At 65.1% G+C, this 13,751-nt stretch carries 12 protein-coding genes; 10 read left to right on the plus strand and 2 right to left on the minus strand.

Annotation, left to right across the window (positions count from 1 at the left end; genetic code table 11):
• Positions 1-63 precede the first annotated feature (63 nt).
• Positions 64-321: a DUF6894 family protein gene (locus P6U30_RS29735; RefSeq protein ID WP_407148107.1), complete on the minus strand. Its 258-nt coding sequence runs from the start codon at positions 319-321 to the stop codon at positions 64-66.
• Positions 322-642: 321 nt separating this feature from the next.
• On the opposite strand from P6U30_RS29735, the gene pqqA reads away from it, so the two are divergent.
• The 6 genes from pqqA to pip all read left to right on the plus strand — a co-directional run bounded on the left by pqqA (position 643) and on the right by pip (position 5,088).
• Positions 643-723 (plus strand): pyrroloquinoline quinone precursor peptide PqqA, encoded by an 81-nt coding sequence (pqqA, locus tag P6U30_RS29740; RefSeq protein ID WP_035635412.1) that lies wholly within the window; start codon positions 643-645, stop codon positions 721-723.
• A gap of 145 nt (positions 724-868) precedes the next feature.
• A complete protein-coding gene (gene pqqB / locus P6U30_RS29745) occupies positions 869-1,798 on the plus strand; it encodes a pyrroloquinoline quinone biosynthesis protein PqqB (RefSeq protein WP_407166356.1) in 930 nt (309 codons plus the stop codon).
• A 20-nt stretch (positions 1,799-1,818) separates the two neighbouring features.
• A complete protein-coding gene (pqqC, locus tag P6U30_RS29750; protein WP_407170565.1) occupies positions 1,819-2,574 on the plus strand; it encodes a pyrroloquinoline-quinone synthase PqqC in 756 nt (251 codons plus the stop codon).
• Between the two features lie 9 nt (positions 2,575-2,583).
• Positions 2,584-2,892 (plus strand): pyrroloquinoline quinone biosynthesis peptide chaperone PqqD, encoded by a 309-nt coding sequence (gene pqqD, locus P6U30_RS29755; protein WP_407166357.1) that lies wholly within the window; start codon positions 2,584-2,586, stop codon positions 2,890-2,892.
• A complete protein-coding gene (gene pqqE / locus P6U30_RS29760) occupies positions 2,889-4,109 on the plus strand; it encodes a pyrroloquinoline quinone biosynthesis protein PqqE (protein WP_407166358.1) in 1,221 nt (406 codons plus the stop codon). The genes pqqD and pqqE overlap by 4 nt, the downstream gene beginning before the upstream one ends.
• On the plus strand, positions 4,099-5,088 hold the full coding sequence (pip, locus tag P6U30_RS29765) for a prolyl aminopeptidase (protein WP_407166359.1): 990 nt from the start codon (positions 4,099-4,101) through the stop codon (positions 5,086-5,088). Before pqqE ends, pip begins: the two co-directional genes overlap by 11 nt.
• A 474-nt stretch (positions 5,089-5,562) precedes the next feature.
• Here pip and P6U30_RS29770 read toward each other — a convergent pair whose 3' ends face one another.
• The gene (locus P6U30_RS29770) at positions 5,563-7,911 is read right to left on the minus strand and encodes a caspase family protein (protein WP_407166360.1); all 2,349 of its coding nucleotides are present in this window, start codon (positions 7,909-7,911) and stop codon (positions 5,563-5,565) included.
• A gap of 195 nt (positions 7,912-8,106) precedes the next feature.
• Between P6U30_RS29770 and P6U30_RS29775 the strand changes: the two genes are divergently transcribed.
• The 4 genes from P6U30_RS29775 (at position 8,107) to P6U30_RS29790 (ending at position 13,690) form a co-directional block, all read left to right on the plus strand.
• Entirely contained in the window at positions 8,107-8,778 is a 672-nt protein-coding gene (locus P6U30_RS29775) for a hypothetical protein (RefSeq protein ID WP_407166361.1), read from the plus strand.
• Positions 8,779-9,021: 243 nt separating this feature from the next.
• On the plus strand, positions 9,022-10,821 hold the full coding sequence (locus P6U30_RS29780) for an FAD-dependent oxidoreductase (RefSeq protein ID WP_407166362.1): 1,800 nt from the start codon (positions 9,022-9,024) through the stop codon (positions 10,819-10,821).
• Positions 10,791-12,638 (plus strand): 2-oxoacid:acceptor oxidoreductase subunit alpha, encoded by a 1,848-nt coding sequence (locus tag P6U30_RS29785; protein WP_407148114.1) that lies wholly within the window; start codon positions 10,791-10,793, stop codon positions 12,636-12,638. The genes P6U30_RS29780 and P6U30_RS29785 overlap by 31 nt, the downstream gene beginning before the upstream one ends.
• Complete coding sequence (locus P6U30_RS29790; RefSeq protein ID WP_407148115.1) at positions 12,635-13,690, plus strand: 2-oxoacid:ferredoxin oxidoreductase subunit beta; 1,056 nt, start codon at positions 12,635-12,637, stop codon at positions 13,688-13,690. Before P6U30_RS29785 ends, P6U30_RS29790 begins: the two co-directional genes overlap by 4 nt.
• Positions 13,691-13,751: the final 61 nt, after the last annotated feature.

The following is a 13,751-nucleotide window of genomic DNA, read 5'->3' on the forward strand; positions in this document are numbered from 1 at the left end:
CGAAAAACATGCCGGACGCAGACGCGCAGGATTCGATGCTGCGCCGCGCGACCTTTCGACGCGTCAATGCCTCGTCATCGAGCGGTCCGGGCGGTCGAGGATCGCCTCCGTGAACGGAAACTCGAGCACGATCTCGCCCTCGTCGTCGGTCACCTCGATCACCGCGCTCAGCAATGCGCCGTCGGCGCCCTCGGTTTTGAGCAGTTCGCGAATCATGGCCCGGGCCATTTCCCAGGCGCGATCGGGATCGCGCAAAACCTCGCCCTCGGGATCGGAAATCAGCTCGTCGCCGATACGGGTGTTGAAGAAATAGCGTGGCATCGGCTGAACTCGGCTCAGTTGGGCACCCCTCGTCGCCGCGGGCGCGAAAATTGTCCACCAGGACCTTGGGAGGAGGCTTGCGAGCCCAACCCCCATCCCAACATCACTATTCACCCAACTCCGAACAACAGGAAAAAGGTCTGATGCCACGGGCTTTTGAGGGGACGATGCGCACAACTCCGTGAGTAATCGCGGAGAGTTGCCGCAGCGCAGCATGACTAGGCGCAACGCAACCTTGCGAAAAATTTAAGTGGCGAAGTTTTTCTGTCGCAGTACGTTAATTGCAGGGCGGAAGTCGTCCGGTTGCAATGGGAGAGCCAAATGGCCTGGAAAGCACCGAAGATCGTCGAAGTGTCAGTCGGCATGGAAATCAACATGTATATGTGCGCCACCCGCAAGTAAGCGGCAGCGTCCAGTATACGTTTAGCGATTAACGCAGGTGGACGTCCGGGCGTAACGCGCTCCCGAGTAAAGGGGTGTGTTCCAAGTCCGGGCTCCACCTCGTAATGTTTCTGGCTGAGAGTCCAATTCCTCCAGGAGACGGGTCATGCTTCGCGTCGTCGTCCTGGGTGCCGCGGCGGGTGGCGGCGTTCCGCAGTGGAACTGCGGATGTCCCGTGTGCAGGGCCGCGCGGAGTAATCATCCGGAATTGCAGAGCACGCAGGCCTCGATCGCATTCAGCGGCGACGGCGCGCACTGGTTTCTGGTCAACGCTTCGCCCGATCTCCGTCAGCAACTGATCGCGACACCGCAGTTGCATCCGAAGCAAGGCGCGCTGCGCCACAGCCCGATCGCGGGCGTGATCCTCACCAATGGTGAGATCGATGCCGTCGCCGGATTGCTATCGATGCGCGAGGGATCGCCGTTCACGATCTACGCGCATGAACGCGTGCTGGCGATCCTGCGCTCCAACAGCGTCTTCAACGTGTTGAGCGAGAAGAACGTCGGGCGCCGGGGAATTGCGGTCGACGCCGCCTTCGAGCCTGCCCTGCCGGATGGATCGCCCTCCGGCATCGAGGTGGTGCCGTTCGAGGTTCCCGGCAAGGGCGCCTGGTACCTCGAAGGCAAGACACATCCGGCCGGCCGCGACGGTGCGGGCGATACGTTGGGCCTGCGTATTGCGGACAAGCGGAGTGGCAAATATTTCTACTTCGTCGCCGCTTGCGCGCGGGTGACCGACGACCTCAGGGAACGGCTCAAGGGCGCGCCGCTGGTGTTCTTCGACGGCACGGTGTGGCGCGATGACGAGCTGATCGCGGCGGGGCTCGGCAACAAGACCGGCCAAAGCATGGGACATATCGCGATGTCGGGCGAGCATGGCGCGATCAGCAGCCTCGACGGCCTCGACATCGGACGAAAAGTGTTTTTGCATATCAACAACTCCAACCCGGCACTGCTTGCGACCTCCGCCGAACGCAAGGCGGCCGAACAGGCCGGGTGGCAGATTCCTGCCGACGGAACGGAGATCGTGCTGTGAATGTCGTGCTGACCTCAGGAATGACCGCGCTTTCGATCGGCAAGGGCATCTCGCTCGACAGCGCCGAGGCGATGGAGGCGACGCTGCGCCAGATCGGCGCGACGCGCTATCACAGCCTGCATCCGTTCCACCGGTTGCTGCATGGCGGCAAGCTCAACAAGGGTCAGGTGCAGGCCTGGGCGCTCAACCGCTACTACTACCAGAGCACGATCCCGCTGAAGGACGCGATGGTGATCTCGCGCTTCCGCGACCGTGCGACACGGATCGAGTGGCGCCACCGCATCGAGGATCACGACGGCGACCTCGGCAATGAGGGCGGCATCGAGCGCTGGCTCAAGCTGACCGAGGGCCTCGGCCTCGATACGGCTTACGTGGAATCGACCGAAGGCATTCTGCCGGCGACGCGCTTCGCGGTGGAGGCCTATGTGCATTTCTGCCGCGACCGCACCCCGCTGGAGGCGATCGCCTCCTCGCTCACCGAATTGTTCGCGCCGAACCTGCACGAGGAGCGCATATCGGGGATGCTGAAGCACTACAGCTTCGTCAACCCCGACATCATGAGCTATTTCAGCCGCCGCCTGACGCAGGCGCCGCGCGACGCGAATTTCGCGCTCGACTACGTCAAGCAGCATGCCAAGACACCGGCCGAGCGCGAGGCGGTCTGCAACGCGCTGATCTTCAAGACCAACGTGCTGTGGGTGCAGCTCGACGCGCTCTATCACGCCTATGTCGACGGCCACATTCCGCCGGGCGCCTTCGTGCCGAAGACCAGCTAGGGACAAGCCATGGCCAGCCGCAACATCAGCGTCAGCGAGACCAGCCGGCCGAAGCTGCCGCGCCATGCCAAGCTGAAATTCGACGAGACGCGGCAGGTCTGGGTGATCCTCGCGCCGGAGCGCGTGCTGGCGCCGGACGAGATCGCGGTCGAAGTGCTGCAGCTCTGCAACGGCGTGCGCAGCGTCTCCGAGATGGTCGACCAGCTCGCGGTGAAATATGCCGCGCCGCGCGAGGCGATCTCGGGCGACGTGGTCGCGATGCTGCAGGATCTCGCTGACAAGGGCTTTCTCACTGAAGCGCGCGAGAAGACGCCATGAGTGACACGCTCGCCGACAACAAGACGACAGCGGCGGCCCCGAGCGACGGGCTCGCGGTGCTGGAGAGCCGCCGCTCGGCGGCCGAGACCTACGGCATTCCGCTTGCGGTGCTCGCCGAGGTCACGCATCGCTGCCCGCTGCAATGCCCGTACTGCTCGAACCCGGTCGAGCTCGACCGTGGTAGCACCGAGCTCACCACGGACGAATGGAAGAAGGTGCTGGGCGAACTTGCCGAGCTCGGCGTACTCCAGATCCATTTCTCCGGCGGCGAGCCGACCGCGCGCAAGGATATCGCCGAGCTGGTGCAGCACGCGACCGATGTCGGACTTTACTCCAACCTGATCACCTCGGCCGTGCTGCTGACGAAAGACAAGCTCGCGGCGCTGGCCGATGCCGGCCTCTGTCATGTGCAGATCAGCTTCCAGGGCAACGAGCCCGGCGTCGCCGACCGCGTCGCCGGGCTGAAGGACGCGCACCGGAAGAAGCTCGAAGTGGCGAAATGGACGCGCGAACTCGAATTGCCGCTGACCGTGAATGCGGTGATGCACCGGCAAAACCTGCATCAGCTCCGCGACATCATCCAGATGGCGGTCGATCTCGACGCTGACCGGCTCGAGGTCGCCAACGTGCAGTATTACGGCTGGGCGCTGAAGAACCGCGCCGCGCTGATGCCGACGATCGAGCAGATCGAAGAGACCAGCCGCATCGTCGAGGAAGCGCAGGCGCGGCTGAAGGGCACGCTCGCGATCGACTACGTGGTGCCGGATTATTACGCGTTGCGGCCGAAAAAGTGCATGGGCGGCTGGGGCCGCCAGTTCTTCAACATCTCGCCGGCCGGCAAGGTGCTGCCGTGCCACGCCGCCGAAAGCATCACCGGGCTGCAATTCGAATCCGTGCGCTCGAACCATTCGATCGCGTGGATCTGGCAGAACTCGGAAGCCTTCAACCGCTATCGCGGCACCGGGTGGATGCCCGAGCCGTGCAAATCCTGCGAGTTCCGCGAGGTCGATTACGGCGGCTGCCGCTGCCAGGCCTTCGCGCTGACCGGCGATGCCGGCAACACCGATCCGGCCTGCGCGCTGTCGCCGCGGCACGAGGAGATCTTCAAGCAGGCCGAGCGTGAGGCGGCGGCGCATCAGGATCGCTTCCTCTATCGCAACTTCGCCGGCGGCACGCTGGAGACGGACGATCCCCAGGAAAAATCTCATGGCGCCTGACGCCGATGCCGGCAAAGCCGCCAGGCGATCCGATCCCTTCGCACCGCTGACGTCGGAATTGATCGATGTCGGCGACGGCCACGCGATCCATGTCGAAAGCGTCGGCCACGAGGGCGGCGTTCCCGCCGTCTATCTGCATGGCGGTCCCGGCAGCGGCTGCCAGCCGGACCATCGCCGCCTGTTTGACCCCGAGCGCTTCCACGCCGTGCTGTTCGACCAACGCGGCTGCGGCCGCAGCCGGCCGAAGGGCAGCCGCGAGCACAACACGACGCCGCATCTGCTCGCGGACATGGAAAAGATCCGCGAGCGGTTCGGCTTCAAACGCTGGCTGGTGGTCGGCGGCTCCTGGGGCGCGACGCTGGCCCTCGCCTACGCGCAGGCCCATCCCGACCGCGTCAGCGGCCTTATGCTGCGCGCGACCTTTCTCGGCACGCGCGAGGAACTGGACGGCGCCTTCCTGCACACCCTGCCGCGCTTCTATCCCGCGCTCCATGGGGATTTCCTCGCGCTGCTGCCGGAGCACGAACGCGCTTCGCCGCTCGCCGCCTATTATCGCCGCATCCTCGATCCGGACGCCGCCGTGCATGCCCCGGCCGCGCGCGCCTGGCACGACACCGAGCGGGCGCTGTCGGAGCACACGCCGAAGCAGACGCGGCTCGATCCCGCCTCCCTGAACGGATCGGGCGCCCTGCCCTCGACGCCATTCATGGAAGCGCACTATTTCGCCAACGACTGCTTCATGCGGCCGAACCAGCTCATGGACGAGGCCGGCAAGCTCGCCGGCATTCCCGGCATCATGGTGCAGGGCCGCTACGATCTGCTGTGTCCGCCGGCGACCTCGCACGCACTCGCCGCGCGCTGGCCCGGCAGCGAAGTCCGCATCATCGACGGCGCCGGCCACATCCTCTACGACCCCGGCATCCGCAATGCCGTGATGAAGGCGATCGCGGATGTGGCGTCCAGAGCAGCGCTCGGTTGACCGACGGAACCGAGCTCCCTCTCCCGTTCTTACGGGGAGAGGGTTGGGGTGAGGGGCTGCCTCCACGAAGGCGGTAACAGTCGGACTCGCGGAGACTCCCCCTCACCCGGAACGCATCTTACGATGCGTTCCGGCCTCTCCCCGCAAGCGGGGCGAGGCGAGGCGGAGCTCGCCGCCCGATAGTCGCGGTTCTGGAACAGGTTGCCCGCGACATCTCGATCTGCTCGCCGGCCATCCGGCCGTCATGGCACGATTTCTGAATAATAGAAAAATACCGCTGAGTTGCCCGACATGTCAAGTTGTCGCGTCGAACAGTGGCAACCGACGACTACTTTGCATGGGGTTGTTTTCGATATTTTGGCGGTGCCCCCTTCAAACCAAACTGAGATCCTTCGGCTTGATGAAGCCGGCCGGAATCCGACAGATCGGGTGGTGCTCATGGATGCTGACCTGCCCGGCCCTCCGCTTACATGATCAGTGTTGACACTGCCCCGGCGGACAGCGCGCCGGCGCGGGCCGCGCCGCAGCCGCGGGCCTCGGAGGCGCCGGCGCCGCCATCCGTGGTGGCGGCGGCGGGGCGGCATGCTGCACCTGCATCGCCGGCCGCGGGGGCGGCGGAGCGGCGGCGCGCGGAGGCGGCGGGGGAGCCACGCGCGCCGGTGGAGGAGCAGCAACCCGCGGAGGCGGAGCGACCGCGCGCTGCGGCGGCGGGACGGCCGCCGTGCGTGACGGCGGTGGGGCCGTACGCGCGGCTGGCGGCGGCGCCGCGCGAACCTGCGGCGGTGCGGCACGCGTCACCGGTGCAGGCGTCACCGCGGCACGCGCGGGCCCGCTACGTTGCGAAGGCGCTGGCGTGACCGGCGCGGCACGGTTCACCGGATTGGGTGCGGTTGCAACCGAAGGCCGCGCTGCATTCGCCGGCGGGGTCTGCGTGCGCGCCCCAGGTGCTGTCCCAGGCGCTGTCGTGGTGCCCGGCCTGGTCGCCGTCGGTGACTGCGCGCCGGGCTGAACCGCACCGACTTGCGGCCGCGCGCCCGGCGCAGGCTGCGAACCGGTGGAGGGAGTGAGCGCATTCGGCCGAGCGCCACGCTGTACCGGACTGGCAGGCGCCGTCGCCGTCTGCGGCAATGGCGGACCATTCCTGGCACCGGGCAGCGTGTGCCCCCCCGGCGCGGCAGGGTTGGTGGGCGCGGTTGCGGCGTTCGTGCTCGGCGCAGCACCCGGCTGTGTCGGCAGCATTCCGGGCCGCGCTGCGGGAGCCGGCTGACCGCCTTGCGGGCCGCCCGGCTGCACCAGATTGGCGCGCTGCAGGGCCGCCGGCGGCAGCGTCGGCGCTCGCGAGATCGGCCCGCCGGGGACCGTCGGCCTCACCCCGGCCGCCGCGAGCTGCGCCGGCGTGGGACTGGGATTGTTGATCACCGTGTTGATGATCGTCGTGTTGTGGATGTTGTTGAAGACGATGTTGTTTGGCGGCGGCACCACATAGGGCGGCGGCGCCACATAGGCCGGCATCGCCACGAAGAACGGCGTCGGCAGCACGAACAGGCCGATCGGCGGCGGTGGCGGCGCCAGCACCACGAAATCCGGCGGCGGCGGCGGCAGGAAGAACACCGGCGGCGGCGGTGGCGGCACAAAGTCAAATACCGGATCGCTGTAGTAGAGCACCGGACGGTCGACATAGACCACTTCATCCGGTGGCGGCGGCGGCACGTCGTAGTCGATCGCGGCGAATTGCGGCGGCGGCTCGAGCGCCGCCGAGAGGTAGGCAAGGCGCCGTCGTGCGTCGGCCGCATGCGGCCCGCGCGGATAGCGATTGAGATAGGACCAGTAGGCATCCGGCGTATCGGCGCTGTAGGTGCGCCGCCAGGTGATCGCCTCGCGCCGCGCGGCCACGATCGCGCGCACGCGCTTGGCCAGCGGATCGTTCGGATAGGCCTGCAGGTAATCCTCATAGCCCTGCATCGTGTCGCGCTCGAGCGCCGCGGCATAGGCATCCTGCGCCGAGTAATCGCGGATCGGCTTGGTGCGCGTTACGGCATCGGCCTGGGCGGGAGGCGCGTCAGGCTTACGATCGAAGAACACGAAGGACGCGTCGATCTTCTGGGCATCCCACGGGATCTGCGCGCCCTTGGTCATCTCGTTGACGCGCAGGCGGACCCGGTCGAACACGTCGGGCAGGCCGAGACCGCCGGTGCGAATCATCTCGGCAAGCGCCTGGGCATACGGCCCGTAGGGCGGTGCGCCGTCGGGGGCGACGGTGCCTGGCGCCGAGTTGAAGGCGATCAGCATCTTCGGGTCCGGATCGACCAGCGCCAGACCGCCGGCCAGCGGCTGCCCTCCCTTGGCAAAGGGATTGCTGCGCGCCGCATCGAGCACGATCACACTCGCCTTGATCTGCAGCGCCGAGAGCTGATGGGTGTAGTCGGACAGGCGGATCGCTTCGACCGGCACGTCAGTGTCGCGGGCGATCTTGGCATCGACCGGCACGAAGTAGTTCTCGCCGGTCAGTTGCAGGCCATAGCCGGCGAGGTAAACGAAGGCGACGGTGTTCGGTCCGGCCTCCTGCACCTTCTGGACGAAATCGCGGAACGACTTGCGCAGCGTCTCGCCGTCAAGGTCGCGGGCGCCGATCACGTCGAAGCCGGCCGCTTGCAGAGTCTGTGCGATCAATCCGGCGTCATTGGCGGCGGTCTGCAACGGAGCCGCCTCATAGGAGCCATTTCCGACGACGAGCGCGAGGCGCTTTTCCTGGTCCTGCGCCAGCGCGGGCAGCGACGCCAGCGACACAAGACCGACGATCAATGCCCACAGAATTCGCGCCATAGCGGTCGTCCTTTTCTTCTTTCAAGAACTTGGCGGGCCAAATGGAACTGCAACCTCCGTGAACCCGCGCTGAACAGCATTACAGCAATTGTGGCAATCCTTGGTCTGGATCGGTTTTACAGCAGGAAACCGGCTTCCGTTGTGTCGGCTGTTCGGCAATATTCGACAATCAAAACAGGCACACAGGAGCACAAGATGCCGATCGCCGGACAGGGCATGCTGCTGACATCGATGGATGTCGACAGCTTACACGAAGCTGAATTCAACCGCTGGTACGATCGCGAGCACATCGAGGAGCGAGTCGCGATCGAGGGTTTCATCGAAGCCCGCCGCTACGTCGCCCATGACGGCAGGCCGAAATATCTGAGCCTCTACTCGACCGCGACCTTCGACGTGCTCGACAGCCCCGCCTATCGCGCGGCCCTTGCCAACCAGACCGAATGGTCGAAGGCCAACATCGCGCGCTTCAAGAACATGATCCGCGGGGTCGCCCGCATCACCATCAGCCGCGGAACCGGCCGCGGCGCGGCGCTCGGCATCATCCGCCTCCGCCCGCCCGAAGACGGGGCGGACAAGCTTCGCGAGGTGTTACAGGAGCAGCTTGATCCATCGGCGCTGGACGGGATCATCTCGATGCACCTCTTGGAGAACGATCCGGCATTGTCCCGGCCGCTGACGCCTGATGCAGCGAAGGCCGATCCCGGTGCGGGCGACTGGTACGTGCTGATCGATGCTACCGATGTGGATGCAGTTCCGGCTGCCGCGGCGCGCATCATCGACAACATCGCGCTCAAGCCGCTGGTCGTGACGAGCGGCGTCTATCGGCTGTTGTGGGACCTCGCCAAGAGCGACCTTCCGCGCAAGTGAGCGCGCAATGCGGCGGCGCACCATGTTGCACCGCCGCATGACGGCATCGAGATTAACGCTGCATGCAACTCAGCCGCGCGAAAGCTGATGATCGCGCAAATTTGGCTTTGCCTTCTCTGGAACGGCTCTAATAAGATAAGTCTATGATCCAATTCAAAAACCAGAACAACGTCGCGTGAGCGCTCGTCGTCAACAATAAGGCCGCGCAAGCTCTGGCATTTTTCGCGCGGGTCAAAGGTAGGAATGAAACCGACTGATATCTCGGCGCCGGATTACTTTCACAAAGTAGTCGATTGCCAATGGGCCTGCCCCGCACACACTCCCGTTCCTGAGTACATCCGGTTGATTGCTGAGGGGCGTTACAGCGACGCCTACATGATCAATTGGAAGTCGAACGTGTTTCCCGGAATTCTGGGACGCACCTGCGACCGCCCCTGCGAGCCGGCCTGCCGCCGCGGCCGCGTCGAGGAGAATCCGGTCGCGATCTGCCGCCTGAAGCGCGTCGCGGCCGACTTCAAGGACGACATCAAGCATCGCCTGCCGAAGCCGGGACCGAAGAACGGCCGCCGCATCGCGCTGGTTGGAGGCGGTCCAGCGTCGCTCGCGGTGGCCCGCGACCTCGCCCCGCTCGGCTATCACTGCACCGTGTTCGACGGCGATCCCAAGGCCGGCGGCATGATGCGCAGCCAGATTCCGAAATTCCGACTGCCCGACAGCGTGATCGACGAGGAGACCGACTACATCCTAGGCCTCGGCGTCGAGTTCAAGGGCGGCCAGCGCGTCGACAGCCTCAAGCAATTGCTGGCCGAGAACTATGACGCGGTCTTCGTCGGAAGCGGCGCGCCGCGCGGTCGCGAGCTCGACATCCCCGGCCGCAAGGAGGCAGCCAGCAATATCCATATCGGCATCGAATGGCTCGCGTCGGTCTCGTTCGGCCATATCGAGAAGATCGGCCGCCGCGTCATCGTGCTCGGCGGCGGCAACACCGCGATGGACTGTTGCCGCACTGCGCGCCGCCTCGGCGGCGAGAGCGTCAAGGTGATCGTCCGCTCCGGCTTCGAGGAGATGAAGGCCTCGCCGTGGGAGAAGGAAGACGCCATGCATGAGGACATCCCGATCCTCAACTTCATGGTGCCGGTCGCTTTCGTTCACCACAACGGCAAGCTCACCGGCGTCACCTTCCAGAAGGTGAAGGCGGAATATGACGCCAAGGGCCGGCGCAATCTGGTGCCGTCAGGCGAGCCCGACGAGACCGTGCCTTGCGACGACGTGCTGGTTGCGGTCGGCCAGGAGAACGCATTTCCTTGGATCGAAGCCGATTGTGGCATCGAGTTCGACAAGTGGCACATGCCGAAGGTCGATCCCAAGACATTCGTCTCGACCAATCCGAAGGTGTTCTTCGGCGGCGACGCGGCGTTCGGACCAAAGAACATCATCTGGGCGGTGGCACACGGCCACGACGCCGCGCTCTCGATCCACCGGATGCTGTCCGGCGAGGACATCAACGAACGCCCGCTGCCCGAGGTGGAGGTCTCTTCACAGAAGATGGGCATCCACGAGTGGAGCTACGACAACGACATCTCCGCCGACAAGCGCTTCAAGGTGCCGCATCGCGACAAGGTGATCGCACTGAAGGACATCCGCGCCGAGGTCGAACTCGGCTATGACCTCAAGCTCGCACTCGGTGAGGCGCAGCGCTGCCTGAACTGCGACGTGCAGACAGTGTTCTCGGCGCCGCTGTGCATCGAATGCGACGCCTGCGTCGACATCTGTCCGATGGATTGCATCACCTTCACCCCGAATGGTGACGAGGATGATTTGCGGCAGCGGCTGAAGGCGCCCTCGCCGCATCACGACCAGGCGCTCTACGTCTCGGGCGACCTGAAGACCGGCCGCGTCATGGTGAAAGACGAAGACGTCTGCCTGCATTGCGGGCTGTGCGCCGAGCGCTGCCCCACCGGCGCCTGGGATATGCAGAAGTACCTCATCGATATGGTTCACGCAGGATCAACATGTCAGTCCAAAGCCCGATCAGCAGCGTAAACGACTTCGTCGTCCGCTTCGCCAACGTCAACGGTTCGGGCTCGGCTTCCGCCAACGAGCTGTTTGCGCGCTCGATCCTGCGCCACGGCGTTCCGGTCTCACCACGCAACATCTTCCCCTCCAACATCCAGGGCCTGCCGACCTGGTACGAGGTGCGGGTCACCGAAGCTGGCCATCTCGGCGCCCGCGGCGGGGTCGACTTGATGGTGGCGATGAACCCGCAAACCTGGGACAAGGACGTCGCCTCGATCGAGCCCGGCGGCTATCTGTTCTACGATTCGACCAAGCCGATGCCGTCGTCCAAATTCCGTGAGGACATCACCGTCATCGGCGTGCCGCTGACCGCGATCACCAACTCGACCTACACCGATCCGCGGCAGCGCCAGCTATTCAAGAACATCATTTATCTCGGCGCGCTCTGTGCGCTGCTCGACCTCGATCCCAAGCTGGTCGAGCAACTGATCGGCGAGCAGTACAAGGGCAAGGAGAAGCTGTTGTCCTCCAACGTCCACGCGCTGCATCTCGGCCGTGACTGGGCGCTGCAGAACCTGAAATGCCCGATCGGGCTCCGGGTGAGCAAGACCGACAAGGTCGGCGACCGCATCTTCCTCGAGGGCAACAGCGCGGCCGCGCTCGGCGCCGTCTATGGCGGCGCCACGGTCTGCGCCTGGTATCCGATCACGCCGTCATCCTCGGTCGCGGAAGCCTTCACCAGCCACTGCAAGAAGTATCGCCACGATCCCGAGACCGGAAAGGCGAAATACGCGATCGTGCAGGGCGAGGACGAGCTCGCCTCGATCGGCATCGTGATCGGCGCCTCCTGGAACGGCGCGCGGGCCTTCACCGCGACATCGGGCCCCGGCATCTCGCTGATGACCGAGTTCATCGGCCTGTCCTATTTCGCCGAGATCCCGGCCGTGATCATGAACATCCAGCGTGCTGGGCCCTCGACGGGTATGCCGACCCGCACGCAGCAATGCGACGTGATCGCCTGCGCCTATGCATCCCATGGCGATACCAAGCATGTGCTGCTGTTCCCGGAAGATCCCGCGGAGGCTTTCGAGTTCGCCGCGGCGGCGTTCGATCTCGCCGAGCGGCTACAGACCACGATCTTCCTGATGCTCGATCTCGACATCGGCATGAACCACCGGCTGTGTCGCCCGCTGAAGTGGGACGACGCCCGCCAGTACGACCGCGGCAAGGTGATGACCGCGGAGATGCTGGAGGAAGGCCGCGACTTCGGCCGTTATCTCGACGTCGACGGCGACGGCATCCCCTATCGCACCTATCCCGGCACGCATCCGACCAAGGGCTCCTACTTCACCCGCGGCACCTCGCGCGACCGCTACGCGCGCTATTCGGAGGAAGGCGCGGTTTACGCCGACAACATGCAGCGCCTCGTGCGCAAGTTCGAGACCGCGCAGGACATGGTGCCGCGGCCGCTGCAAGCCAATGCGGCAAAGCCGACCAAGTATGGCGTGATCTATTTCGGCTCGACCTCGCCCGCGATGGACGAGGCGATCGGCCTCCTGGAGGCGCGCGGTCATCAGCTCGATCGGCTGCGCATCCGCGCCTTCCCGTTCCACTCCAGCGTCGCGAGCTTCATCGCCGACCACGACTTCGTCTATGTGGTCGAGCAGAACCGCGACGCCCAGCTCCGCCAGCTCATCGTCAACGAGAACGGCATCGATCCGGTCCGGCTGGTGCCGATCCTGCACTATGACGGCACGCCGATCACCGCGCGCTTCATCGCCAACGCGATCGGCGACCACCAGGACCATCTCAAGGTGACCCCTCTCCGCAAGGCCGTGTCATGACCTACATTGCAAAGCCCAAGTTCCATCATCCCGGCCTGAAGAAGAACGAGCTCGGCTATACCCATCGCGACTACGAGGGGAAGATCTCGACGTTGTGCGCCGGCTGCGGCCATGACTCGATCACCGCCTCGATCATCGAGGCCTGCTACGAGCTCTCGATCGAGCCGCATCGGGTGGCGAAGATCTCCGGCATCGGCTGCTCGTCGAAGACGCCGGACTACTTCCTCGGCAATTCGCACGGCTTCAACTCGGTGCACGGCCGGATGCCGTCGGTGCTGACCGGCGCCAACCTCGCCAACCGCGACCTGATCTATCTCGGCGTGTCCGGCGACGGCGATTCCGCCTCGATCGGCTTCGGCCAGTTCGCGCATTCGATCCGTCGCGGCGTCAACATGACCTACATCGTCGAGAACAACGGCGTGTATGGCCTGACCAAGGGCCAATTCTCGGCCACCGCCGACCGCGGCTCGAAGTCAAAGAAAGGCATCACCAACACCGACAACGCGATCGATCTGGTCGCAATCGCGCTGCAACTCGGTGCGACCTTCGTGGCGCGCAGCTTCTCCGGCGACAAGACCCAACTGGTGCCGCTGATCGCGGCCGCGATCCGCCACAAGGGCGCGTCCTTCATCGACGTGATCAGCCCCTGCATCGCCTTCAACAACCACGCCGGCTCGACCAAGAGCTTCGACTATGTTCGCGAGCACAATGACGCGGTCAACCGGCTCGACGTGCTGGTCGGCCGCGATCCGATCAGCGTCGACTATGCGCCGGGCACCGTGCAGGTTGTCGAGCAGCATGACGGCTCCAGGCTTGCGCTGCGCAAGCTCGATGCCGACTACGATCCACATGATCGGCTGGGCGCGATGACCTTCCTGCAGAAGCACGCCGCCAAGGGCCAGATCGTCACCGGGCTGCTCTACGTCGACCCGGACGCCGAGGATCTGCACGCCCATCTCGACACCGTTGAGACGCCGCTCAACTCGCTGGATGAAAAGGCGCTGTGCCCCGGCTCGGCCGTGCTGGACAAGATCAACGCCAGCCTGCGGTAAGTGCAGCAAATTCGGTGTCGTCACTGCCTAGTGCGCAATTGCGCACGGAAGCAGGGACCCA

Origin of the sequence: Bradyrhizobium sp. ORS 111, assembly GCF_045571485.1 — a bacterium.
Lineage (GTDB): Bacteria > Pseudomonadota > Alphaproteobacteria > Rhizobiales > Xanthobacteraceae > Bradyrhizobium.